Genomic DNA, 25618 nt, shown 5'->3' on the forward strand with positions numbered 1-25618 from the left:
TATGATAGAACATATGTTTTGTATAGGCGGGTGAACAAATTTTGAATTATATTAGCAATCAATTACTAAGCGGTTTAAACCCCGTTCAGCAGGAAGCAGTCAAAACAACGGACGGGCCCCTTTTGCTGATGGCGGGAGCGGGAAGCGGAAAGACGCGTGTCCTGACACACAGAATTGCTTATTTAATGGCAGAAAAGCATGTGGCGCCGTGGAACATTCTGGCGATCACATTTACAAATAAAGCGGCACGCGAAATGAAAGAACGTGTGGAAAGCATCCTTGGACCCGGCGCGGACGATATCTGGATTTCCACATTCCATAGCATGTGCGTGCGGATCTTGCGCAGAGATATCGACCGGATTGGGATCAACCGAAATTTCTCCATCCTTGATACGGCTGACCAGCTTTCAGTGATCAAGGGGATTTTGAAGGAGCGCAATCTTGATCCGAAGAAGTTTGACCCGAGAAGCATCCTCGGTACGATCAGCAGTGCAAAAAATGAATTGACCGAACCGGAGGAATTCTCTAAAGTTGCCGGCGGCTACTACGATCAGGTGGTCAGCGATGTATATGCTGATTATCAGAAGAAGCTATTGAAAAACCAGTCGCTCGATTTTGACGATTTGATTATGACGACGATTAAACTGTTTGACCGAGTGCCGGAAGTGCTTGAATTTTATCAGCGCAAATTCCAGTACATTCACGTTGATGAGTATCAGGATACGAACAGGGCGCAATACATGCTCGTTAAGCAGCTTGCCGAGCGTTTCCAGAACCTTTGCGTTGTGGGGGATTCTGATCAGTCAATCTACAGATGGCGCGGCGCGGATATCACCAACATTCTTTCATTTGAAAAAGATTATCCGAATGCAAGCGTGATTTTGCTAGAACAAAACTATCGTTCAACGAAACGGATTTTGCGCGCGGCTAACGAGGTCATTAAAAACAACTCTAACCGCAAACCGAAAAATTTGTGGACGGAAAACGATGAAGGCATCAAGATTTCCTATTATCGCGGTGATAATGAGTTCGGTGAAGGACAGTTTGTGGCCGGCAAAATTCATCAGCTTCACAGCACAGGCAAGCGGAAGCTGTCGGATATCGCCATTTTATACCGGACAAACGCGCAGTCCCGTGTGATTGAGGAAACGCTTCTCAAAGCGGGTTTGAACTATAACATTGTCGGCGGCACAAAGTTCTATGACAGAAAAGAAATTAAAGACATTCTTGCGTACCTGCGCCTCGTATCCAATCCGGATGACGATATCAGTTTCACGCGCATTGTCAATGTGCCGAAGCGCGGAGTCGGCGCGACATCACTTGAAAAAATCGCTTCGTATGCGGCCATAAACGGCTTGTCCTTTTTCCAAGCGATTCAGCAGGTTGATTTTATCGGCGTCAGTGCCAAAGCGGCAAACGCGCTTGACAGCTTTAGACAGATGATTGAAAACCTGACCAATATGCAGGATTACTTATCCATTACAGAGCTGACAGAAGAAATTCTTGATAAGACGGAATACAGAGAAATGCTGAAGGCTGAGAAATCGATCGAAGCCCAAAGCCGTTTAGAAAATATCGACGAGTTCCTGTCTGTTACGAAAAACTTTGAACAGAAAAGTGAAGACAAGACACTCGTTGCGTTCCTGACAGACTTGGCGTTAATCGCAGATATTGATCAGCTCGATCAGAAGGAGGAAGAGTCAGGCGGCAAGGATGCGATCACCCTGATGACACTGCACGCCGCGAAAGGACTGGAGTTCCCGGTTGTTTTCTTGATGGGGCTTGAAGAAGGCGTCTTCCCGCATAGCCGTTCACTCATGGAGGAAGCGGAAATGGAAGAAGAACGCCGCCTTGCGTACGTTGGGATTACAAGGGCTGAACAGGAGCTTTATATGACCAATGCTAAAATGCGCACCTTGTTTGGCCGGACAAATATGAACCCGGAATCTCGCTTCATTGCTGAAATACCGGATGATTTATTGGAAAACCTAAATGAGAAAAAAGAAACGAGAGCGACGTCTGCGAGAAAAATGCAGCCGAGACGCGGCCCTGTTTCACGCCCCGTATCCTACGCCAGCAAAACAGGCGGCGACACCTTGAACTGGGCAGTCGGAGATAAGGCGGGCCATAAAAAATGGGGAACAGGAACTGTCGTCAGCGTGAAAGGCGAAGGAGAAGGGACGGAGCTCGATATTGCCTTCCCGAGCCCTGTTGGCGTGAAACGCCTGTTAGCAGCATTTGCTCCTATTGAAAAGCAGTAATCGAAGAGGAAAGGAAGAAGCAGATGGACAAAGAAACAGCGAAGCAGCGGGCAGAAGAACTGCGCCGCACCATCAACAAGTATAGCTATGAATATTACACCCTAGATGAACCGAGCGTCCCTGATGCGGAATATGACAGATTGATGCAGGAGCTGATCGCGATCGAGGAGGAGCATCCAGACCTCAGAACGCCTGACTCTCCTACGCAGCGCGTCGGCGGAGCCGTGCTTGAAGCGTTTCAAAAAGTCACCCACGGCACACCGATGCTCAGTCTGGGCAACGCCTTTAATGCTGATGATCTTCGTGATTTCGACCGCCGTGTGCGCCAAGCCGTCGGCGATGATGTGGCGTATAATGTGGAGCTGAAAATAGACGGTCTTGCTGTTTCTCTCCGTTATGAAGACGGTTATTTTGTCAGAGGGGCCACAAGAGGTGACGGGACGACGGGAGAGGATATCACGGAGAATCTGAAGACGATCCGCAATATCCCCCTTAAAATGAACCGTGAGCTGTCAATCGAAGTGCGCGGCGAGGCGTATATGCCGAAGCGTTCGTTTGAAGCACTCAATGAGGAACGGATTAAAAATGAGGAAGAGCCGTTCGCCAATCCGCGAAATGCCGCGGCAGGATCTCTTAGACAGCTCGATCCGAAAATTGCAGCGAAACGAAACCTCGATATCTTCGTCTACAGTATAGCGGAGCTTGACGAGATGGGTGTGGAGACGCAAAGCCAAGGGCTTGATTTTCTCGACGAACTCGGATTTAAAACGAATCAGGAACGAAAAAAATGCGGCGACATAGAAGAAGTCATTACGCTGATCGATGAGCTTCAGGCGAAGCGCGCTGACCTGCCGTATGAAATAGACGGCATTGTCATTAAAGTCGATTCTCTCGATCAGCAGGAGGAGCTCGGTTTTACGGCGAAAAGCCCGCGCTGGGCCATCGCGTATAAGTTTCCTGCTGAAGAGGTCGTGACGAAGCTTCTCGATATCGAATTAAATGTCGGCAGAACGGGTGTGATCACGCCGACCGCGATTCTTGAGCCGGTAAAAGTTGCCGGCACAACGGTCTCAAGAGCATCCCTTCATAACGAAGATTTAATTAAAGAGAAGGACATTCGGATTTTGGATAAGGTTGTCGTCAAAAAAGCGGGCGATATCATCCCGGAAGTTGTGAATGTCCTCGTTGAACAGCGCACAGGAGAAGAAAAGGAATTCAGCATGCCGACGGAATGTCCTGAATGCGGCAGTGAGCTCGTCCGGATCGAAGGAGAAGTGGCGCTTCGCTGCATTAACCCTGAATGTCCGGCGCAAATCCGGGAAGGGCTGATCCATTTCGTTTCCCGCAATGCCATGAACATTGATGGGCTCGGCGAACGAGTGATCACACAGCTGTTTGAGGAAAACCTTGTCCGCAATGTGGCAGATTTATATAAGCTGACGAAGGAACGAGTCATCCAGCTCGAGCGCATGGGCGAAAAGTCCACTGAAAACCTGATCAGCTCCATCCAAAAATCAAAAGAAAATTCGTTAGAGCGCCTGCTGTTTGGGCTTGGCATCCGTTTTATCGGATCAAAGGCCGCAAAGACGCTTGCCATGCATTTTGAAAGCTTGGAGAACCTGAAAAAAGCCTCTAAAGAGGAACTTCTCGCGGTAGATGAAATCGGTGAAAAAATGGCTGATGCTGTGATCACCTATTTTCATAAAGAAGAAATGCTTGAACTCTTGAATGAACTTCAGGAGCTGGGCGTAAACACGCTCTACAAAGGCCCGAAAAAAGTAAAAGCAGAGGACAGCGACTCTTACTTTGCCGGTAAAACAATTGTTCTGACAGGAAAGCTGGAAGAGCTGTCAAGAAACGAAGCCAAAGCGCAAATCGAAGCGCTGGGCGGAAAGCTGACTGGAAGCGTCAGCAAAAACACAGACTTAGTCATCGCCGGAGAAGCGGCGGGAAGCAAGCTGACAAAAGCACAAGAGCTGAACATTGAAGTGTGGAATGAAGAACAGTTAATGGGAGAGCTAAAGAAATAAGAGGAGTGTTTTCTATTGAAAAAGACGTTGGCATTGGCGGCAACGGCGGCAGTATTAATGCTGTCTGCCTGCTCGTCAGGTTTTGGGGGGGAGAAGGAGGAAGAGATTACGCAAAAGACGGCGAAATCGTCAGAAAAAGCGATTGTCCCGAAATATAATATCTCTGACTCCTATTACAAAATGGTGCTGCCGTTTAAGGCAGGCAAAGCGCGCGGCTTAACAACGGAACAGCTGAACACTAGGCTGGACATTGACGAGTTTGAAACAGGGCTGATGCGTCTTGCCCAAGATTCTTTCTCGACTGACGATTATCTGTTCCAAGAAGGACAATATTTAGATGAGGATACAGTATTAAGCTGGCTGGCACGGAAAAAAACGGGCTCTGATTTGAAAAAAGCCGAAAAAGAAGATAAGAACTTCAAAAATGAAGGCTTGAACCCGGCGCTCCCGAGTTCTGGTTCAACAGAAGAAAAGAACGAAAGCAGCCCGATTTATTTAGCATCCATGCTTGAGCACGATTATTTAGTCAGAAAAGACAAGAATTCTATCCAGCTTGGCGGCGTCATGATCGGACTGGCGTTAAACTCCGTGTATTACTATCGTGAAAAAACTGGCGACCCGCAAAAAGAAGTGGAGATTAAGGACAGCACGCTCCGCCAGCAGGGAGAAAAAATTGCACAGGAGGTTATTAACCGCCTCCGTAAAAAAGATAACTTGAAGAATGTGCCGATTACCGTCGCACTCTACAAGCAGGCGTCAAAAACATCGATTGTGCCGGGGAACTTCATCGCCAAAACAGAGGTCAAAGCAGGCTCTACTGATATCTCAAATTGGGATGACATCAATGAAAAATATGTATTCTATCCGGCGGATACAACCACAGCAGAAAAGTACCCGGATGACACCGAGGTCTTTAAGCGGTTCAAAAACTCAATTGAAGAATATTTCCCGAACTATACAGGCGTTGTCGGTACAGCGCTGTATGAAAATGATGAAATGAAGAAAATGAAGATTGACATACCAATGCAATTCTACGGAAAAAGTGAAGTTGTCGCGTTTACCCAGTTCTTAACGGGTGAAGTGATGGACTACTACTCTAAGAGCTCAGTTGATGTCGAAGTCAATATCACGTCCTCAGACGGACAGGAAGCGGTCATTATCCGCAATGCTGGAGATAAAGAGCCGACTGTTCACATTTATGACTGATAGAAAACCCTTGTGCCATATTGGCACAAGGGTTTTTATGTTATAATTAACAGGAAAAGGGAAAATATTTCCGCTTCTGCCGAAACACAAATCAAGGGGAGGTATGTTGATGCTGGAAATCGTGTGAAAACAATCATTATCAAATCTATAGCAATGAAAGGATGTTAGACATGCATAAAGATATCAAAAAAATATTTGAGGAAGAGCAGGTTTTGGCAGAAGCTGCAGCGAGATACGGTTTCTCAAAAGATCAGGTGCGTTTTCTGGCTGATGCGGAAAACTATGTATATGAATGTATGAAAGACAATCAACCTTATATTTTAAAGATTACCCATACGATTCGGAGATCTTCTGATTATATAATGGGAGAGATGGAATGGCTCCGTCACCTTGCAATAGGGGGAATTTCAGTAGCCAAACCGCTCCCATCGCTGAACGGAAAAGACGTAGAAGCAGTGCCGGACGGAAACGGCGGGTCATTTTTATTGAGAGTGTATGAGAAAGCGCCGGGGCAAAAAGTGGATGAATCGGACTGGAATGAAACGCTATTTTATGAGCTTGGCAGATACACAGGCAGCATGCACAGCCTGACAAAAAGCTACAAATTGAGCAATCCCGCTTTCAAAAGACAGGAATGGGATGAAGAGGAGCAATTAAAGCTGAGAAAATATGTGCCTGAAGATCAGATAAAGGTGTTTCAGCAAGCCGATTCTTTGATGAATGAACTGCGGAGGCTCCCGAAAAGCCAGGACAGCTACGGCTTGGTGCATGCGGATCTGCACCATGGCAATTTTAACTGGGATCATGGCAAAATCACGGCATTTGATTTTGATGATATCGGCTACAACTGGTTTGTTAACGATATTAGCATTCTTCTCTACAATGTCCTGTGGTATCCTGTTGTGCCATATGATGATAAAGCTGCGTTTACAGAAGAATTTATGACGCATTTTATGAAAGGGTACTGGGAGGAAAATGAGCTTGACCCTGCATGGCTGATGATAATACCTGATTTCCTCCGCCTTCGCCATATGCTGATTTACGGATTGCTGCATCAGATGTTTGACCTTAACACAATAGGAGAAGAAGAAAAAGAAATGCTGGCCGGTTTCAGAAGAGATATAGAGAATGGCACGCCGATTACAGCATTTGATTTTTCAGCACTGGTGTAGATAGAAAAAGCCAATGGGATTCCAGTCCCATTGGCTTTTATAATGTATCACACTTCACGCCGACTACGCCTTCAATGGCTTTAATGTCATAGTAGACATCGGTCGTGTATCTGTTTTTATGGACGCGGACCTTCACTTCCATAATTGGAAAATCCTTTTCGCCCAGGTCGTCGATCCGAACGGAGTGTGCTTTGATATCTCTTCTTTTCATTTCTTTTAAAATCTCTGTCATTTTGTCTTTATCAGAAAGCGACATTCTGATGCGGATGTCTTTTTCCTGCAGGCGGTCGGGGCCGATTTTTCTGACCACCCATGGGAGAAATTCCACGCTGATCAGGATGAACAGAAGACTGGCAAACGCTTCTTTATAAAAACCGGCTCCCGTAGCAAGCCCGAGCCCCGCTGCCCCCCAGATCATGGCCGATGTCGTCAGGCCGGAAATGACATCATTGCTTTTTCGCAGGATGACACCGGCGCCGATAAACCCGACGCCGGAGATGATTTGTGCCGGCAGACGAAGCGGATCCATCATGATGCGGTAGTATTTAGGGAAATGATATGCCGCATTAATACTGACGATCGTCAGCATGCATGAGCTGACTGCGATGACAATACAGGTTTTTAATCCGAGCGGCTTATTTTTTAATTCGCGTTCAAGCCCGATGACCATGCCAATCAATGTGGCAATGCCCAATTTCAATAAAATATCAGGATCAATATACCAGCTCAACAGCAAACTTCCCCCTTCTCTATGGTGTTTTTAAATAAATATGATTTTCTCACAGTATTTATAGCAAAACAAGGGCACAAAAGCCACCAAGCTGCGCTTGATGGCTTATTGCTTACTTTTTGCGTTTTAACAGCTTTTCCATGACACCGAATAATCGGTAAGAGGCTTTTGCAGGACGTTTTGTGATCATGCTGACAATGATGCCGGCAATCATACTGAGAATAAACCCAGGGATGATTTCGTACACACCGGTTGATTTTGCCAGGCCGGTTGTAATCCAAATCAACACGGTCGCAGCCCCGACAATCATGGCAGCAAGCGCGCCCCATTCGTTCATTCGCTTCCAATACAGACTGAGCAGAATCGCAGGTCCGAAAGCTGAACCGAAGCCGGCCCAAGCGTATCCGACCAAATCAAGAATGGTGCTGTTCGGGTTCAATGACAAGAGTACCGCGATAACGGCAATGACTAAGACGGACAATCGCCCGATCATGACCAATTCTTTATCAGAAGCTTTTCGTCTGAAAAATGACCGGTATAAATCCTCTGTAACAGCACTTGCTGTGACCAAAAGCTGTGAGGAAATCGAACTCATGATGGCAGCCAAAATAGCTGACAATAAGAACCCTGTAATTAATGGGTGGAACAAGATTTTAGAGAAGATAATGAAAATCATCTCCGGATCTTTTACAGCAACTCCGAATTTATGGGCGTATGCAACACCGATTAAACCCGTCAGCACGGAACCTAGAACTGTAATGATCATCCAGCTCATGCCGATTCGGCGTGCAGGCTTCAAATCTTTAATGTTTTTAATCGCCATAAATCGGACGATGATATGAGGCTGGCCGTAGTAGCCCAAGCCCCAGGCTAAATAGGAAATAATGCTAATGACGCTCGCGCCTTTAAAAATATCCAATAAGTGTGGGTTAACAGCGCCGATTTCATGGAGAGTCGGAGCAACGCCGCCCACATGGGTAAAAGCAACGATCGGCACAAGCACTAGTGCTGCAAACATGATCGCACCCTGCACGAAGTCAGTCAGACTGACAGCAAGGAAACCGCCAAACAGTGTGTATAATACTACAACTGCGGTGGTCAGAAACAAGCCTAATTTGTAATCCGCACCAAAAGCAGATTCAAACAGCCGTCCGCCAGATACCATACCGGAAGAGGTATACAATGTGAAAAAGATCATGATGATCAATGCAGATACGATTTTCAGCAGTGATGAAGAATGCTGGAATCGTTTATCAAAGAAATCAGGAATCGTAATCGCATCATCCGCCGCTTCCGTATAAGCACGCAGCCTTGGAGCCAGCAGCAAGTAATTTGAGTACGCCCCGATTGTAAGACCTAAAGCAAGCCATAAGGTGGACAGCCCTGTCGCAAACATCGCGCCGGGAACACCCATCAGCATCCATCCGCTCATATCGGCCGCGCCGGCAGACAAAGCAGTAACGAAGGGTCCGAGGCCTCTTCCTCCAAGCATGTAATCATTGATGTCAGTGGTTTTCTTGAATGCATACCAGCCGATTAACAGCATGGCAATAAAGTAAATTCCTAAAGATATAATAATTTCAATACTCACGTTTTACCCTCTCTTCATTTCTAATAATGTTGCATCACCTCTCAAATTGATGGTGCCAGTTAAGCAGCCTGGCGTAAGTGCAAAACAAAAGAAATTCTTTTGCGGGTGCACTTGGTAACTTAACCTAACAAAGTATTCCCGGCCATTCAAGCGATGAAACATTGATCATAAGCTGGAAATACCGTTGCAAACCTAGAAGGGAATAAAGAATAAAACGCTTTCAAAAAATAATTAAAGTAAAAATATTCAGAAAAATATTTCGTTTCTCCTTCTCCTCATTTTAGTATAAAATATATAGGGTATTGTTTCGAAAACACAGGCCTGTCTCAAGGCGTTTTGTTGCTTTAAGGGGCTTGTTTTTGATATGATCAGTATTATATGACTTAACGGAGAAATATGTGGAGGTGGATCATATGTCACGAATTTCAATAGAAGAAGTAAAGCACGTTGCGCACCTTGCAAGACTTGCGATTACTGAAGAAGAAGCAAAAATGTTCACTGAACAGCTCGACAGTATCATTTCATTTGCTGAGGAGCTTAATGAGGTTAACACAGACAATGTGGAACCTACAACTCACGTGCTGAAAATGAAAAATGTCATGAGAGAAGATGAAGCGGGTAAAGGTCTTCCGGTTGAGGATGTCATGAAAAATGCGCCTGACCATAAAGACGGCTATATTCGTGTGCCATCAATTCTGGACTAAAGGAGGGACACAAGAATGTCATTATTTGATCATAAAATCACAGAATTAAAACAGCTCATACATAAAAAAGAGATTAAGATTTCTGATCTGGTTGATGAATCTTATAAACGCATCCAAGCGGTTGATGATAAGGTACAAGCCTTTTTGGCATTAGATGAAGAAAGAGCACGGGCATACGCGAAGGAGCTTGATGAGGCGGTTGACGGGCGTTCTGAGCACGGTCTTCTTTTCGGTATGCCGATCGGCGTAAAAGATAATATCGTAACAAAAGGGCTGCGCACAACATGCTCCAGCAAAATTCTCGAAAACTTTGATCCGATCTATGACGCTACTGTCGTTCAGCGCCTTCAAGACGCTGAAGCGGTCACAATCGGAAAACTGAACATGGACGAATTCGCCATGGGGTCATCTACCGAAAACTCAGCTTACAAGCTGACGAAAAACCCTTGGAACTTAGAAACAGTTCCCGGCGGTTCAAGCGGCGGATCTGCAGCTGCGGTTGCTGCGGGAGAAGTTCCGTTTTCTCTTGGATCTGACACAGGCGGCTCCATCCGTCAGCCGGCATCTTTCTGTGGCGTTGTCGGTTTAAAACCTACATACGGACGTGTATCTCGTTACGGACTGGTCGCATTTGCGTCTTCATTAGACCAAATCGGACCGATTACACGTACGGTTGAGGATAACGCGTTTTTACTTCAAGCGATTTCCGGCGTAGACAAAATGGACTCCACGAGTGCAAATGTGGACGTGCCTGATTTTCTTTCTTCATTAACTGGCGACATCAAAGGACTGAAAATCGCCGTTCCGAAAGAATACCTTGGTGAAGGTGTCGGCAAAGAAGCGAGAGAATCTGTCTTGGCAGCGCTGAAAGTCCTTGAAGGCCTCGGCGCTACATGGGAAGAAGTGTCTCTTCCGCACAGTAAATACGCGCTTGCGACATATTACCTGCTGTCATCTTCTGAAGCGTCAGCGAACCTTGCACGCTTTGACGGCATCCGCTACGGCTACCGCACAGACAACGCGGATAACCTGATCGACCTTTACAAGCAAACGCGCGCTGAAGGTTTCGGAAATGAAGTCAAACGCCGCATCATGCTTGGAACGTTTGCTTTAAGCTCAGGCTACTACGATGCGTACTACAAAAAAGCGCAAAAAGTGCGTACGTTGATTAAGAAGGATTTCGAGGACGTATTTGAAAAATATGATGTTATTGTTGGACCGACTACACCGACACCTGCGTTTAAAATCGGTGAAAACACGAAGGATCCGCTCACAATGTACGCAAACGATATCTTAACGATTCCGGTCAACCTTGCCGGCGTACCGGGAATCAGCGTGCCATGCGGTTTAGCAGACGGACTTCCGCTCGGCCTGCAAATCATCGGAAAACACTTTGATGAAAGCACTGTATACCGCGTTGCTCATGCATTTGAACAAGCGACAGACCATCATAAAGCAAAACCTGAACTGTAAGGGGTGAAAAGAATTGAACTTTGAAACGGTAATCGGACTTGAAGTCCACGTTGAGTTAAAAACAAAATCAAAAATTTTCTCAAGCTCTCCAACGCCATTCGGCGCGGAGGCGAATACGCAGACAAGCGTCATTGACCTCGGATACCCGGGCGTCCTGCCTGTCCTGAACAAAGAAGCCGTTGAATTCGCAATGAAAGCCGCTATGGCGCTCAACTGTGAGATCGCAACGGATACGAAGTTTGACCGCAAAAACTATTTCTATCCTGACAACCCGAAAGCGTATCAGATTTCTCAATTTGATAAGCCAATCGGCGAAAACGGCTGGATCGAAATTGAAGTCGGCGGCAAAACAAAACGCATCGGCATCACGCGCCTTCACCTTGAAGAGGATGCCGGAAAGCTGACGCATACAGGCGACGGCTATTCTCTTGTTGACTTCAACCGTCAAGGAACGCCGCTTGTTGAGATCGTATCAGAGCCGGACATCCGCACGCCGGAAGAAGCGTACGCGTATCTTGAAAAGCTGAAATCCATCATCCAATATACAGGCGTTTCTGACTGTAAAATGGAAGAAGGCTCACTTCGCTGTGACGCCAATATCTCTCTTCGTCCGATCGGCCAAGAGGAATTCGGCACAAAAACAGAATTGAAAAACTTGAACTCCTTTGCGTTTGTTCAAAAAGGCCTTGAGCATGAAGAAAAACGCCAAGAGCAGGTTCTTCTTTCCGGCGGCGTCATCCAGCAAGAAACTCGCCGTTATGATGAAGCAACGAAGAAAACCATTCTTATGCGTGTCAAAGAGGGATCTGACGACTACCGTTACTTCCCAGAGCCAGATCTAGTCGAGCTCTACATTGATGATGAATGGAAGGAACGCGTAAAAGCAAGCATTCCTGAGCTTCCGGATGAGCGCCGCAAGCGTTATATCGAAGAGCTTGGCTTGCCTGCATATGACGCGATGGTTCTGACGCTGACAAAAGAAATGGCTGATTTCTTCGAAGAAACCGTTCAAAAAGGCGCTGAAGCCAAACAAGCGTCTAACTGGCTGATGGGTGAAGTGTCAGCTTACCTAAACGCAGAACAAAAAGAGCTTGCCGACGTTGCCCTGACACCTGAAGGCCTTGCCGGCATGATCAAATTGATTGAAAAAGGCACCATTTCTTCTAAGATCGCGAAGAAAGTGTTTAAAGAATTGATTGAAAAAGGCGGCGACGCTGAGAAGATTGTGAAAGAGAAAGGCCTTGTTCAGATTTCTGACGAAGGCGTGCTTCTGAAGCTTGTCACTGAGGCGCTTGACAACAATCCTCAATCAATCGAAGACTTTAAAAACGGAAAAGACCGCGCGATCGGCTTCCTAGTCGGACAGATTATGAAAGCGTCCAAAGGACAAGCCAACCCGCCGATGGTCAACAAAATTCTGCTTGAAGAAATTAAAAAACGCTAATAAAAAAGCAGCCCTTAGAGGCTGCTTTTTTTATGGTCAAATTGAGATAAAGACAGAGATGAGGGCTCGAAGCCTTTCAACTTCTTTGTCGTTGGTTCCGGTCAAATTGGACAGCATGCCTTTAATAATCGGTTTGCGCGGTTTATCCTGAGTCAATTCTTCCTCGATAACATCAAGTGACACGGTGATATCCTCGGGCAGCGTGCTGTTTTCTTTCACTTTCTGAATGTCCTCAAGCAGCTGGTCTTTCCCCGCAGGCATCGGGTTGAAAATGTCTTTTGGCACAATCGGATTGAGTGCTGAACGGCTCAGCCCCTGTACAAGATCATCCAGTCTTTCAATAATAAAGGCTGAGATTTCTTCTGCATCGATATTAAGCTCACCGTTAAATACCATCACGTTCATATAAGAATGTACAATGCCTCTTGCCATGATGGACAGATCTGCGACGTACGGCTCGATTCCTTTTCCATAGGACGACAGCAAGGCGTTCCGGTACAGCTTATCCGTCTCCATGGTTACTTTGTAAAAGTATTGCTTGATTTCTTGATTTTCCGGAATGATATTTTCGGTAAGCAAAAGTACGATAAAATCTTTATGATCACGAAAATCCTCAAATTGAGCGCCAATTTGTTTTTTCAAAACTTCTTTAGGCGGCTTTCCAGCGAGATCTTCTTCTATATTTTTCATTTTGTTCATAGACATACCGATATAATATTCACAGGCAGATAACAGCAGCGCTTCTTTCGATTTGAAGTGCAAATAAAAAGCGCCCTTCGAAATGCCGCATTCACTGGCGATTTCTTGGATCGTCGTAGCTGCGAATCCTTTTTTCGCAAATAAACGAATGCTGGTTTTTATGATTTTCTCTTTTTTTTCATTCATGACGTGCTTCCCCTTAATCCTTGAAAAATTTAGTAAAATTTTCTGGTATATGAGTTGACGTTGTTGCGTTATAACGTTTAGTATTATATAGAATGACCAGTCAGTCAATAAAAAATGTAATGGAGGATATGATGAACCACGTTATTAATTTCGTTCTGAAAAACAAATTCGCCGTATGGCTGATGACGATTATTGTAACGGCAGCCGGCTTATATGCGGGTATGAATATGAAGCAAGAGTCTATTCCTGACGTGAATATGCCTTACTTGACGATCAGCACGACATATCCGGGTGCGACACCAAGCCAAGTGGCTGATGAAGTGACCAAACCGGTTGAACAAGCCGTGCAGAACTTGGACGGTGTCAGCGTTGTGACGTCGACGTCCTATGAAAACGCATCGTCGGTCATGATTGAATATGATTATGAGAAAGATATGGACAAAGCGAAAACAGAAGCAGCTGAAGCGTTAGAAAACGTCAGCCTGCCTGATGACGCGAAGGATCCGGAGATTTCACGCTACAGCTTGAACTCATTCCCGATTCTGACGTTAAGTGTGTCCAGTGATAAAGATAACCTGCAAGAGCTGACGAAAAAAGTGGAGGACAGCCTCGTTTCTAAGCTTGAAGGCATAGAAGGCGTTGCGTCCGTCCAAGTATCGGGCCAGCAGGTGGAAGAGGTTGAATTCTCTTTCAAAGAAGACAAACTGAAGGAATACGGCCTTGATGAAGATACTGTGAAGAAAGTGATTCAAGGTTCAGATGTGACAACTCCGCTTGGATTGTACACATTCGGAAATGAAGAAAAATCTGTCGTCGTCAGCGGCGATATTGAAACAATTAAAGATTTGAAGAATATGAGAATCCCGACGGCATCAGCTTCAAGTGCAGGCAGCAGTGCAGCATCTCAAGCGGCGGCGCAGAGTGCACAGGCAGCCCAAAGCGCACAAGCGGCAGCACAGGCGCAGCAAAGCGCAAGCACAGCAGTGCCGACGGTCAAGCTTTCTGACATTGCTACAATTAAAGATGTGAAAAAAGCTGAATCCGTTTCACGCACAAATGGCAAAGACAGCATCGGCATCAACATCGTCAAAGCAAACGATGCGAATACGGTAGAGGTTGCCGACAATGTCAAAGCTGAGCTGAAGAAGTTCAAAGAAGACCATAAAGGCTTCAATTACAGCGCAACTCTCGACATGGCGGAGCCGATCACACAGTCAGTTGACACGATGTTAAGCAAAGCCATCTTCGGTGCTATTTTTGCGATTGTGATTATTCTCTTATTCTTAAGAGATATCAAATCAACATTAATTTCGGTTGTTTCAATTCCATTATCATTGCTGATCGCACTCCTTGTGCTGCAGCAGCTTGATATCACATTGAATATTATGACGCTCGGCGCAATGACCGTTGCCATCGGACGTGTAGTCGATGACTCCATCGTTGTCATCGAGAACATTTATCGCCGAATGAGACTCAAAGACGAGCCGCTCCGCGGAAAAGCCTTGGTTCGTGAAGCGACGAAGGAAATGTTTAAACCGATCATGTCATCGACGATCGTGACAATCGCGGTATTCCTGCCGCTCGCACTTGTAGGCGGACAAATCGGTGAATTGTTTATTCCATTTGCCTTAACGATTGTTTTTGCGCTTGCCGCATCACTGGTGATTTCAATCACGCTTGTGCCGATGCTCGCACACAGCCTGTTCAAAAAATCATTAACCGGTGCGCCGATTAAAGCGAAAGAACACAAACCAGGCAGACTTGCAAACATCTATAAAAAAGTATTGAACTGGGCGCTGAGCCACAAATGGATCACGTCTATCATCGCTGTTCTGATGCTCCTTGGAAGCTTGTTCCTCGTACCGTTAATCGGTGCCAGCTACCTGCCGTCCGAGGAAGAAAAAACGATGCAGCTCACATACAGCCCAGAACCGGGTGAAACGAAAAAAGAAGCCGAAAATGAAGCTGAAAAAGCGGAAAAAATCCTGCTTGACCGCAAGCATGTCGATACGGTTCAGTATTCATTAGGCTCTGGCAGCCCGCTTGCGGGAGGAGATTCTAACGGCGCGTTATTCTATATCAAATATGAAAGCGACACACCTGACTTTGATAAAGAAAAAGATAACGTTCTGAAGGAAATCCAAAAGCAATCTGACCGCGGAGAATGGAAGTCACAGGACTTCAGCTCTTCAGGCAATAACAACGAATTAACATACTATGTGTATGGCGATTCTGAAAACGATATTAAAGACACGGTCAAAGATATTGAAAAAATCATGAAGGATGAAAAGGATCTGAAAAACGTAAACTCAGGCCTTTCCAGCACATATGATGAGTACACATTTGTCGCTGACCAAGAAAAACTAAGCAAACTCGGTTTAACTGCGTCTCAAATTTCTCAGGCCTTAATGTCACAAACATCACAAGAACCGCTCACAACTGTGAAAAAAGACGGCAAAGAGCTTGATGTGAACATTAAGACAGAAAAAGACGAGTATAAGAGTGTGAAAGATTTAGAGAATAAAAAGATCACTTCCGCGACTGGCCAGGAAGTCAAAATCGGCGATGTGGCAAAAGTGAAGGAAGGATCAACATCAGATACCGTGTCAAAACGTGATGGAAAAGTCTATGCGGATGTCACAGGTGAGGTTACGTCTGACAACGTCACAGCCGTATCAGCTGCTATCCAGAAGAAAATCGATAAGCTAGACCATCCTGATAACGTATCGATTGACACAGGCGGCGTATCAGCGGATATCGCTGATTCCTTCACGAAGCTCGGTTTAGCGATGCTGGCAGCAATAGCGATCGTTTACCTTGTGCTCGTGATTACCTTCGGCGGAGCACTAGCGCCATTTGCTATTCTGTTCTCATTGCCGTTCACAGTCATCGGTGCCCTGGTCGGACTTTACGTATCAGGTGAAACGATCAGTCTGAACGCAATGATCGGTATGCTCATGCTGATCGGTATCGTTGTCACGAATGCGATTGTCTTAATTGACCGCGTGATTCATAAGGAAGCGGAAGGCCTGTCGACGAGAGAAGCGCTCCTGGAAGCCGGCTCTACACGACTCCGTCCGATCCTGATGACAGCCATTGCGACAATCGGCGCCTTGATTCCATTAGCCCTCGGCTTCGAAGGCGGAAGCCAGGTCATTTCAAAAGGACTCGGCGTCACGGTTATCGGCGGCTTGATCAGTTCAACGCTTCTGACGCTCTTGATCGTGCCAATCGTATATGAAGTATTGGCGAAGTTCCGCAAGAAAAAACCGGGAACGGAAGAAGAGTAAAAAACTAAAAGCCTCAGCTCTGCTGAGGCTTTTGTGCGTTTTCACCTGTAAGATTATGTACATTTTGTTGCGATTTTTTTAACTCATAGTATAATTAAAGGTTGTTAGTGTAAAAATGGATCGGATACTCTTAAGTAGGATGATGAGATAATGAAACGTGCACGCATAATATACAATCCGACTTCAGGACGGGAGATCTTTAAAAAGCATCTTGCCCAGGTCCTGCAAAAATTTGAACAAGCCGGCTATGAAACCTCCACCCATGCGACGACATGCGCAGGAGACGCTACACACGCTGCCAAGGAAGCGGCATTGCGTGAGTTTGACCTGATCATTGCGGCAGGCGGAGACGGAACGATTAATGAGGTCGTCAACGGGCTTGCGCCTTTAGACAACCGTCCGACACTCGGTGTGATTCCAGTCGGCACAACAAACGACTTCGCCAGAGCGCTCGGAATCCCACGCGAGGATATTTTAAAAGCGGCAGATACGGTCATTAACGGCGTTGCCCGCCCGATCGATATCGGACAGGTCAACGGCCAGTATTTTATCAATATCGCCGGAGGAGGCCGTCTGACGGAGCTGACGTACGACGTGCCAAGCAAACTCAAAACAATGCTCGGCCAGCTTGCTTATTATTTAAAAGGAATGGAAATGCTGCCTTCACTTCGTCCGACAGAAGTCGAGATTGAATATGACGGCAAGCTGTTTCAAGGTGAAATCATGCTGTTTTTGGTCACGCTGACAAACTCCGTCGGCGGGTTTGAAAAGCTCGCGCCGGATTCCAGCCTGAATGACGGCATGTTTGATTTGATGATATTAAAGAAAGCAAACCTTGCTGAATTTATCAGGGTCGCTACGATGGCGCTTCGCGGCGAACATATCAACGACCAGCACATTATTTATACAAAAGCGAACCGCGTGAAAGTCAATGTATCAGAAAAGATGCAGCTGAACCTGGACGGCGAGTACGGCGGCATGCTGCCGGGCGAATTCGTGAATCTGTATCGACACATTCACGTCGTCATGCCGAAGGAGAAAGCGGAACAGCTGGATGACTAAAACTTGGCTTTGTAAGCCAAGCTCAGAATGTTGACAAAATCCTAAAACAGTTTTCGTTTTAGGATTTTGTCATCTTTTCAGCGTGATTGAAAACCTTTGAAGTCTAGGAAGGACGAGCATTGGAGCGTACTTCCGCAGGATGCGGTGACAGCGGCGTTTGAGCAGGACGCTCTAGTTTTTAGCCGCTGGTCTTTTTACGTGAGCACCGAAGCACAGGACTGACAACGAATGCGAAGGTTTGCCTACACGCTGAAACTTGGCTTGAATAGGCCAAGTTTTTCTTTCGCTTAAAACTAGAGGTGATTATAGATGAAAATGAAACCCCCAGTAGAAAAAAACGAATACTATGACGTGACATTTGAGGATTTGACCCACGAAGGAGCGGGTGTCGCAAAGGTCCAAGGCTTTCCGATCTTCGTGCCGAACGCCCTGCCGGAGGAAAAAGCCCAAATCAAAGTGACACGCGTCAAAAAAGGGTTCGCCTTCGGCCGTCTGATTGAGCTGAAGGAAGAAAGCCCGCATAGAACGGACGCCCCATGCCCGATTTACAAGCAATGCGGAGGCTGTCAGCTTCAGCACATGACCTACGAAGGACAGCTCCTGTTTAAACAGAAACAAGTCAAAGACGTCTTAGAACGCATCGGCAAGCTGGACCTTTCAAAAGTCACCGTCCACCCGACACTCGGCATGGAAGACCCGTGGAACTACAGAAACAAAGCACAGGTGCCGGTAGGAGAACGGGAAGGCGGACTCGTCGCGGGATTCTATCAGCAAAGAAGCCATGACATCATCGACATGAGCGCCTGCCTGATCCAGCAATCCAAAAACGACGAAGCCGTTCAAGCTGTCAAAGACATTTGCGCAAACTACGGTGTCAAAGCCTACAACGAAGAACGCCACAAAGGCTGGCTCCGCCACATCATGGTCAGATACGGCGTTGTTACGGGCGAAATGATGATCGTTTTCATCACAAGAACAAACGATTTCCCGCATAAAGCGAAGATCATCGAAGACATCACAGCGCAATTCCCGCACGTCAAATCCATCGTGCAAAACATCAACCGAAACAAAACAAACGTCATTTTTGGCAACGAAACAAACGTCATCTGGGGCGAAGAATACATCTACGACCTCATCGGAGACGTCAAATTCGCCATTTCCGCCAGATCGTTCTATCAGGTCAACCCGGAGCAGACAAAGGTGCTCTACGACAAAGCGCTTGAGTACGCTGAGCTTCAAGGGGAAGAAACCGTCATTGACGCTTACTGCGGCATCGGAACGATTTCTCTCTTCCTGGCAAAGCAGGCGAAAAAAGTGTACGGCGTAGAAATTGTACCAGAGGCAATTGAGGATGCCAAACGCAACGCTGAGCTAAACGGCATCACAAACGCTGAGTTCGCGGTCGGTGAAGCGGAAACCGTGATTCCAAAGTGGTATGAAGAAGGCATCACGGCCGATACGCTAGTCGTAGACCCGCCAAGAAAAGGCTGCGACGAAGCCCTCCTGCGGACGATTGTGGAGATGAAACCGAAGCGGGTGGTGTATGTGTCCTGTAATCCTGGCACGCTTGCGAGAGACCTGCGGGTGCTTGAGGATGGCGGGTATCAGACGCTCGAAGTGCAGCCTGTGGATATGTTTCCGCATACGAATCATGTGGAGTGTTGTTCACTGCTAGTGAGAAAAGATTAAACGAGATGTCACAGTGTCAGAACCCTTCCAACATAGTGGAAGGGTTCTATGTTTGTGTAGGGAATTATAATGTAAATGAGTTAGGAGTGGTACACATGGGCGGCGGTTTATATGGACACAGAAATATTGAAGATGAGCGATTAAAGGAATGGATAAAAACGTGGAAAGCGGAGAATTACATTCATTTTTTTTGTAATTATTACGGAGTCGGAATGAACGCTGAGTTTAACGACTCTTTGGCTAAGCAAGTTGAACTAGTGATACAAGAGTCTTCAAGTATCACTGTTTCAAAGGATAGATACTTGTTCGATGAAGTCATGAAATATATGACTCCTGAAATGTTTTATTGCTATTTTAGATATGACAGTTCAACTGCTTATTGTGGTAATTATTATGAAGTGTTGATTGAATTTGCTGATGAATTAACTAAGAAAAAGTTAATTAAGGGCTATGACTATGTACAAACAGGCGGGATAACATTAGAAAAGAATGGTGAAGTGATAGGACATATTGGTCAAATGAGTGACCTTTTTTGGCAAACGTTTTATGACCAGTATATTGTAGAGGATTATGGTGCAATAGAGCATGCGAGAAACAATGGCAAGGATATTACCCTACAAATTTGGAATGACAAAGTTTTTGAAAATACAGAGCAGTTTTACAAATTCATTGAACAGATTTTGTTTGAATGTAATGTTAATCTAGGCTTTGGTTTCAAAATGTCAAGATTTGAAAATGAAAGTAAATTAAAAGGGCATACGTCTAATACTAAACTATGCTTAAGTAATATTGAATTAGAGGAAACCCCCCTAAGATATTTTAACTTTGCTAACTATACTAAGATACCACGACATAAATACTTAGCTTATTATCAGGTTATTGAATTTTTCTTTACAAGAGCCGTCAGGAAAGCGAGGTTTCCTCAACCAAACGAACTCTTAATAGTAAAATACATAGCAACTAATTCAATAACTGAATTAGAAGTAGTTACATGGCTTGACGACATTAAGAGCAGGGGTAAGCACTATACAAAACCTTCGGAGAAATACCCTGCACTTTTTCCTTTGGAAGCTACAGAAATTGTTGAGTCAGTAGCAAAACGGATTTATTTAATAAGGTGTTCGTTGGTTCATTCAAAAGAAGCACCTAATGATGTTAATTTCATACCTAATCTTAATGATGAAATAATAGATAAGGAAATATCACTTATCAAGTATGTTGCAGAGAAAGTATTGTATAAATGGAGTAATGCTCCCGAATAGTCGAGGGTATAATTATGGCAAATCCATTTCAAACAAAAAGAAAGTCCGTGTATGTCGTAACAATAGAGACAATGTAAAGTTATGGATGTCCCTATTTCTACTGGTAACTGACGCAATTCTCCGATGTGGTATTCTCGTTTAATTCTTGAGGCAATGATAGAAGTTTATCAATCTTGGTCTCAGCGGATGAAAAGATTAAATGAGCCATTTTACCTGAAAATTTGGCTCTATAATCCGAATGTTATTAATTCACAATAGGTTGTCGCTTTTCGTGTGTGCTTAAATTATTACGGCAATACATATAATAGTTTAAATTTTTATATTAGATGGGTTTATAAAAAAATAGCCCAGCAGAGAGAGCTGAGCTATTTTTAAATTTATAGACCGAAGTAGTTTACAAATTCTTTATCGTCTTCATCTTTAGGCAATATCCCTAAATTTTAACATTTCCAAACATCTCGTCTTTGAAGGTCATCAAGTTCAGAGGATAAAACATCATCATAATTATAATCAATTGAGAACGTTCCATTGCTTTCAAGATTCAGTGTCAAATTTGTCCATGCTTCAGGATTATTTTCTTTAAACTCATTGTGTAACTGTTTAAATAACTCTTGAAGATCTATTAATAGTTCGGTATAAATCTTTTTACTGACTTGAAATTGTTCTGGAATGTCGTGAGAGTATATATATTCATCGTTTTCTGGTGTTTGAAAGAAAAAATACACTTCTCTGGAGCCGTCTAGTATTTCGGCATAAAGAACAATTTTACTCCAATCAGCAGGAATTATTTTTCCTATGACATCAGTTATTTGTAAATAAGTGCTTTCTAACATCATTAACCCAACTTTATTAAATTGGATTTTCAGGATATTCTTCTAAATATTTTTTTATTAATTTTTGTAATGATGGATCCTTAGGTTCTTCCCCTAAATATTTAAATTTCCAGATGATAAGCTGATCACTGAAACTATAATCTGTCTTAAACCAATCTGTATAATCAAAGTTGACAGTTAATTTTCCTGATCTTTCTAGGCTAAGAGTGAAGGAGTAAAATAACTCTTGATCATGATCTTTGAAAACATCTCTCATTTTTTCGCTTAGTTTAAATAATTCCATCTCATACTGATCGAATTCATTTTCGTCAATATCAAATTCAAACGGAATTTCAAGACTGTACTTAAAATGATTAGGTTCATTTTGAGAATTATAAAAAAAGTAAGTGCCTCCGCCTGTCTCTGAAACCTGAGCATAGAACAAAAATTTCTCCCATGGTTCTGGTATCATTTCGTTAACGGTTTCAGCTATACTTCTATATAATGCATTTAATTCATTTTCCAAAAAGAATCAACCTCCAGCTTGATTTTTTATAAATTTCTTAAATAATCCTTTGCCTTCAATTCTGTAAATAACCTCAAAAGAGTCTGGTCTTAGAGAGTCTCCTAAATATTTCGGTCGAATTCTTACTGAGACTTTTCTCGGTGGTTCCTCTTTTAGAGCCGCCGCCCATTCGGTCTCCATTTTGTACCATTCTCCGCCAGAACGGTTAATTTGACTATTTTGAGCAACTAAGTTATCTAGTTCCCCTGAACCTCTGAATTGTGAGCCTATCAAATGTCCGCCATCGTCATCAGGTAATCGATCTTGAGGCTTTCCAGCGTTTGATTGCGCATATTGATTTCGCTTTGCTTCTCCTAATTGTAAATCAGCTTCAACTTTTGTAATTCTACCATAGTTGTCTGTATTGTATGTGTAGCCCTCTTTTGTTTTATATTCGACATTCGGCTTCAGCACTTTCTTTCTGCTCCATTTTGCGTAGTGCTCGCCGTATTTGACGGTTACCGGCGGTACATGTGGCGCTGGAGTTCGTCTTCCGCTTGATGACGTTCCGTATGGTTTCGGCAGGATGACCTTGGCGAATTTTTGCAGTCCTTCTTTAAGCGTGACCCCGTTGACTGCGTTGTAAGGAACGCCTGCCGGCACTAAATCATGACGGGGATGATACGGGAGAATATCCGCAAGTGTGAGATCTCCGATTTGATTTAACTTGGTTTTGACGTGTTTTTTTGATACTTCAATGCCTGTGTTTACTTTTTGTTTGATGTGATCAACGGTTTGTTTTGAGACTGTTATGGCTTTTTGGGCTGTTGCTGATTTGCTTGCTGCTGTTTTGACTTTGGTCGTCACTTTGGCGGCTGTGCCAGTTTTTGAGACGGCTCCTACGCCTTTTGTGCCGACAATTGATGTGACAACAGTGCCAACCGCATATGACACCCATCTTGCTCTTGAGTAGGTGTCACCATTCACCATGTCTTTTTGATACGATTCTTCGATTGCCGCTGAAATGGCTTCATACGTTTTGATCGGGTGAGCCATCGCTCCGGTAATCGCTTCAACGGTTCCTCCCGGATCTGTGACCATATCCCACAGGCCTACGACCGCGTCTTTCCCGGAATCATAAAGGCCGACGGCAACCCCTTTGAAGCCTGCTTCAAGCTCACGCGTGTTTTCAATTTGGGTGAAGTATCTCTGTTGTTCAGCTGTCAGATTTTCATAGCCGATCGTTTTTGCCATTTCGTAGAATTCATCGGCATCTGCATAATCGTAGTTTTTCAGTCTTTCTTTCAGTTTCTCAATCTCGCGTTCCTTCGCTTCCTCTTTCTTAATCTTCAAGTAAGCCTCAGTCCGCGTTTCAATGTCGCCTTTTTTCTTATGTATGTCGCTCTCACGGTAAGCCTTGGCGTTGTAGTGGATGGGTGTGGCGTTTTTGCCTTTGCCTGTTGCTTCTTGGAGCTTTTGGAAGTCGGACTTGATGAATTGTTCGTTTGGTTCTGACAGGGCGTATTCTGTCTTCAGGTCTTCGTCCAAGGCGTCCAATTTTTCCAGTGTTTTTTTGCGTTTGTCGTTGGCATCGGCCAGCTCGTCTTTGAAGGTTTCTGTTGAAAACAGGTCGAGCGGGAGGATGTCGTCGATATCGTTCAGGATGTCTTTCATCGCTTTTTTCTGTTCGGACATGATGGATTTTGATTTTTTATTGGCATTTGCCAGTTCGTGCTCCAGGAAGGATTCTTCGATGTATGCGTCAGAGAGGGCTTTGTCCTCCGCGGCTCCGGCGATGCTATTGAAAAATGCGATTTTCATGTCGATGTAGTCGATCCATTGGTCGGTGACGCCGACGTGGTCGTGATAGAAGGCTTTGATGTTGCTGGCGCCTTTTCCTGAAAATTCGCTGTCACTGAGATCAGCGACACTTTTTAACGCTTTTCTCAAGTTGACCATTTGCGTTCTTAGTTCTTTGTACTCTTTTGCACGGTCTGTCGCTTCCGAAAGCAGTGTTTTCGCTTCAAATACTTTCATGACCATTTCCCTTCTTTTGTTCACTCAATATCAAAATTTTACCACGGGGCGGGATGAGGGTGGGGGTGAGAACGTGTTTTGGTGGAAAAATGAGTCATTTGGCATGTGTCTAAGTGCATGGTTTTGATAAGATGATGATAGATCAATAAAAAGGGGAAGAGCTCATTTGGATAAAGACTTCTTAATCATAAAGATCAAGGATATTCAAAAAGGTGACACGCTAACGAACCGCGCTTGCGGGAACTGGGATATGAAATTGTCCAGAGCAAAGGAATGTAAACGGGCAATTGTTGTTCGGAGCGGTGTGATTTTAAATGTTTACAAGATCGTTGACGCTTGGGAATCTGATGAACCAGCCAAAATCACTAAAACGAACAATAGAGTCCGGTTTCAATTGGCAGAGTGCCGAGACTATTCTTATTTGATTGGCGGTACGCTGAAAACAAAAACGCAAAATCCGGTTTCGAGTCTATCCTTAGAAACCTTAATGGAACTAGTAAAATAAAAGGGGTCCAGCATGTATCTCTATAAAGTAAACAATCAAAATCAAATCGAAGATATTCGCGAGAAACCGTTTAAAAAAGAAAAAGAGATTCAGGATTTATGTGAAGCCAATCTTCAGCAAATGTTGGGGCTAGGGTTTGTGAAATCTGAATTCAGAATCAGTAATTTCCGCATTGATACGTTAGCGTTTGATGCTGAGACGAAATCTTTTGTGATTATCGAGTATAAAAATACGAAAAACTTCAGTGTTGTTGATCAGGGCTACGCCTACTTAGCGGCAATGCTCAATCATAAAGCAGATTTCATTCTTGAGTACAATGAAAATCATGATCTTCCGTTAAAGCGGGATGATGTAGACTGGTCGCAGTCGAAGGTCATTTTTATCTCACCTGTATTTACAGTGTATCAAAAGCAATCGATCCATTTTAAAGATCTGCCAATTGAATTGTGGGAGGTTAAAAGGTACGAAAATGATCTGATCCAGTTGAATCAAATGAAGGCTGATGGCGTCTCCGAGTCGATTAAGACCATTTCGCAGCAAAGTGAGACCATTCAAGAGGTCAGCAAAGAAATTAAAGTGTTTTCTGAAGAGGATCATCTTGCAGATAAACCGTTTGACATCATAGAGCTTTATCAGCAGCTAAAGGAATTCATTTTTAATTTGGACGATCATATTTCAATCAAACCGACAAAGCTTTATATTGCGTTTACATCAAATAAGCGAAATTTCACTGACATTCTTCTTTTAAAAAGCGGACTTAAGCTGTGGGTGAATATGAAAAAGGGAGAATTGCATGATCCCGAGGAGAGAATGCGCGATGTCTCTGAGACCGGCCACTGGGGAAATGGCGACTATGAGATTTTCATAAAAGATGAAGAAAACATTGAATATATTATGGGGTTGATCAAACAATCCTATGAGAAAAATAAGTGAGAACTTCCATTGAGAAGTTCTTTTTTT

General features: G+C 44.4%; 17 protein-coding genes and 2 pseudogenes. 13 read left to right on the plus strand and 6 right to left on the minus strand.

The genetic code is table 11. From position 1 onward, the window contains the following. Window positions 1-41: 41 nt before the first annotated feature. The 4 genes from pcrA (at window position 42) to NYE20_RS03725 (ending at window position 6669) form a co-directional block, all read left to right on the plus strand. Window positions 42-2261: a DNA helicase PcrA gene (gene pcrA, locus NYE20_RS03710; RefSeq protein WP_161621401.1), complete on the plus strand. Its 2220-nt coding sequence runs from the start codon at window positions 42-44 to the stop codon at window positions 2259-2261. A 23-nt stretch (window positions 2262-2284) separates the two neighbouring features. Beyond that, entirely contained in the window at window positions 2285-4291 is a 2007-nt protein-coding gene (gene ligA, locus NYE20_RS03715; RefSeq protein WP_014479075.1) for an NAD-dependent DNA ligase LigA, read from the plus strand. A gap of 15 nt (window positions 4292-4306) precedes the next feature. Beyond that, on the plus strand, window positions 4307-5497 hold the full coding sequence (locus NYE20_RS03720; protein ID WP_003242795.1) for a CamS family sex pheromone protein: 1191 nt from the start codon (window positions 4307-4309) through the stop codon (window positions 5495-5497). Window positions 5498-5658: 161 nt separating this feature from the next. Further along, window positions 5659-6669 carry a phosphotransferase enzyme family protein gene (locus tag NYE20_RS03725; RefSeq protein ID WP_085186997.1) on the plus strand — a complete coding sequence of 337 codons (1011 nt, stop codon included), beginning with the start codon at window positions 5659-5661 and terminating at the stop codon, window positions 6667-6669. Between the two features lie 37 nt (window positions 6670-6706). On the opposite strand, the gene NYE20_RS03730 is transcribed toward NYE20_RS03725, so the two are convergent. Continuing rightward, window positions 6707-7405, minus strand: coding sequence for an MgtC/SapB family protein (locus NYE20_RS03730; protein WP_010886431.1), 699 nt, complete (start codon window positions 7403-7405; stop codon window positions 6707-6709). A 106-nt stretch (window positions 7406-7511) separates the two neighbouring features. Further along, the gene (gene opuE / locus NYE20_RS03735; protein ID WP_003233905.1) at window positions 7512-8990 is read right to left on the minus strand and encodes a proline transporter OpuE; all 1479 of its coding nucleotides are present in this window, start codon (window positions 8988-8990) and stop codon (window positions 7512-7514) included. A gap of 413 nt (window positions 8991-9403) precedes the next feature. Between opuE and gatC the strand changes: the two genes are divergently transcribed. Genes gatC through gatB form a run of 3 tightly spaced genes read left to right on the plus strand, consistent with a single transcriptional unit; the run spans window position 9404 to window position 12611 of the window. Beyond that, on the plus strand, window positions 9404-9694 hold the full coding sequence (gatC, locus tag NYE20_RS03740) for an Asp-tRNA(Asn)/Glu-tRNA(Gln) amidotransferase subunit GatC (RefSeq protein ID WP_003219442.1): 291 nt from the start codon (window positions 9404-9406) through the stop codon (window positions 9692-9694). Between the two features lie 15 nt (window positions 9695-9709). After that, entirely contained in the window at window positions 9710-11167 is a 1458-nt protein-coding gene (gene gatA, locus NYE20_RS03745; RefSeq protein WP_003233901.1) for an Asp-tRNA(Asn)/Glu-tRNA(Gln) amidotransferase subunit GatA, read from the plus strand. Between the two features lie 13 nt (window positions 11168-11180). Continuing rightward, a complete protein-coding gene (gatB, locus tag NYE20_RS03750; protein WP_003219444.1) occupies window positions 11181-12611 on the plus strand; it encodes an Asp-tRNA(Asn)/Glu-tRNA(Gln) amidotransferase subunit GatB in 1431 nt (476 codons plus the stop codon). Between the two features lie 14 nt (window positions 12612-12625). Here gatB and NYE20_RS03755 read toward each other — a convergent pair. Next, window positions 12626-13496: pseudogene (locus NYE20_RS03755) on the minus strand (TetR/AcrR family transcriptional regulator). A gap of 131 nt (window positions 13497-13627) precedes the next feature. On the opposite strand from NYE20_RS03755, the gene srfP reads away from it, so the two are divergent. The 4 genes from srfP to NYE20_RS03775 all read left to right on the plus strand — a co-directional run bounded on the left by srfP (window position 13628) and on the right by NYE20_RS03775 (window position 20799). Beyond that, window positions 13628-16786 (plus strand): surfactin resistance protein SrfP, encoded by a 3159-nt coding sequence (gene srfP, locus NYE20_RS03760; RefSeq protein WP_139020888.1) that lies wholly within the window; start codon window positions 13628-13630, stop codon window positions 16784-16786. Window positions 16787-16936: 150 nt separating this feature from the next. Beyond that, window positions 16937-17848, plus strand: coding sequence for a diacylglycerol kinase (locus NYE20_RS03765; RefSeq protein ID WP_003233894.1), 912 nt, complete (start codon window positions 16937-16939; stop codon window positions 17846-17848). Window positions 17849-18157: 309 nt separating this feature from the next. Further along, window positions 18158-19537, plus strand: coding sequence for a 23S rRNA (uracil(1939)-C(5))-methyltransferase RlmD (gene rlmD / locus NYE20_RS03770; RefSeq protein ID WP_103803674.1), 1380 nt, complete (start codon window positions 18158-18160; stop codon window positions 19535-19537). Between the two features lie 95 nt (window positions 19538-19632). Further along, window positions 19633-20799, plus strand: a complete 1167-nt coding sequence (locus NYE20_RS03775; RefSeq protein WP_103803673.1) for a hypothetical protein — start codon at window positions 19633-19635, stop codon at window positions 20797-20799. Between the two features lie 377 nt (window positions 20800-21176). On the opposite strand, the pseudogene NYE20_RS03780 reads toward NYE20_RS03775, so the two are convergent. The 3 genes and pseudogenes from NYE20_RS03780 to NYE20_RS03790 all read right to left on the minus strand — a co-directional run bounded on the left by NYE20_RS03780 (window position 21177) and on the right by NYE20_RS03790 (window position 24153). Next, window positions 21177-21632, minus strand: a pseudogene (locus NYE20_RS03780) (antitoxin YezG family protein). Between the two features lie 16 nt (window positions 21633-21648). Further along, window positions 21649-22137, minus strand: coding sequence for an immunity protein YezG family protein (locus NYE20_RS03785; RefSeq protein ID WP_103672140.1), 489 nt, complete (start codon window positions 22135-22137; stop codon window positions 21649-21651). Window positions 22138-22143: 6 nt separating this feature from the next. After that, window positions 22144-24153 carry a ribonuclease YeeF family protein gene (locus NYE20_RS03790; RefSeq protein ID WP_161619313.1) on the minus strand — a complete coding sequence of 670 codons (2010 nt, stop codon included), beginning with the start codon at window positions 24151-24153 and terminating at the stop codon, window positions 22144-22146. 166 nt (window positions 24154-24319) lie between these two features. Here NYE20_RS03790 and NYE20_RS03795 point away from each other — a divergent pair, with 166 nt between their 5' ends. Together NYE20_RS03795 and NYE20_RS03800 are read left to right on the plus strand one after the other, a co-directional pair. Continuing rightward, a complete protein-coding gene (locus NYE20_RS03795; protein WP_021481280.1) occupies window positions 24320-24658 on the plus strand; it encodes a hypothetical protein in 339 nt (112 codons plus the stop codon). Between the two features lie 12 nt (window positions 24659-24670). Then, on the plus strand, window positions 24671-25591 hold the full coding sequence (locus NYE20_RS03800; protein ID WP_161621406.1) for a DUF5655 domain-containing protein: 921 nt from the start codon (window positions 24671-24673) through the stop codon (window positions 25589-25591). Window positions 25592-25618 lie beyond the last annotated feature (27 nt).

It is taken from the genome of Bacillus sp. FSL R5-0416 (assembly GCF_037975425.1).
GTDB classification, from domain to species: domain Bacteria; phylum Bacillota; class Bacilli; order Bacillales; family Bacillaceae; genus Bacillus; species Bacillus subtilis.

Bases quoted from the DNA above. Each gene is read 5' to 3' on its own strand.
- gatA (WP_003233901.1), top strand. From the start codon at position 9,710: ATGTCATTATTTGATCATAAAATCACAGAATTAAAACAGCTCATACAT.
- rlmD (WP_103803674.1), top strand. From the start codon at position 18,158: ATGAAAATGAAACCCCCAGTAGAAAAAAACGAATACTATGACGTGACA.
- srfP (WP_139020888.1), top strand. From the start codon at position 13,628: ATGAACCACGTTATTAATTTCGTTCTGAAAAACAAATTCGCCGTATGG.
- gatC (WP_003219442.1), top strand. From the start codon at position 9,404: ATGTCACGAATTTCAATAGAAGAAGTAAAGCACGTTGCGCACCTTGCA.
- ligA (WP_014479075.1), top strand. From the start codon at position 2,285: ATGGACAAAGAAACAGCGAAGCAGCGGGCAGAAGAACTGCGCCGCACC.
- NYE20_RS03800 (WP_161621406.1), top strand. From the start codon at position 24,671: ATGTATCTCTATAAAGTAAACAATCAAAATCAAATCGAAGATATTCGC.
- NYE20_RS03725 (WP_085186997.1), top strand. From the start codon at position 5,659: ATGTTAGACATGCATAAAGATATCAAAAAAATATTTGAGGAAGAGCAG.
- NYE20_RS03765 (WP_003233894.1), top strand. From the start codon at position 16,937: ATGAAACGTGCACGCATAATATACAATCCGACTTCAGGACGGGAGATC.
- NYE20_RS03790 (WP_161619313.1), bottom strand. From the start codon at position 24,153: ATGAAAGTATTTGAAGCGAAAACACTGCTTTCGGAAGCGACAGACCGT.
- NYE20_RS03775 (WP_103803673.1), top strand. From the start codon at position 19,633: ATGGGCGGCGGTTTATATGGACACAGAAATATTGAAGATGAGCGATTA.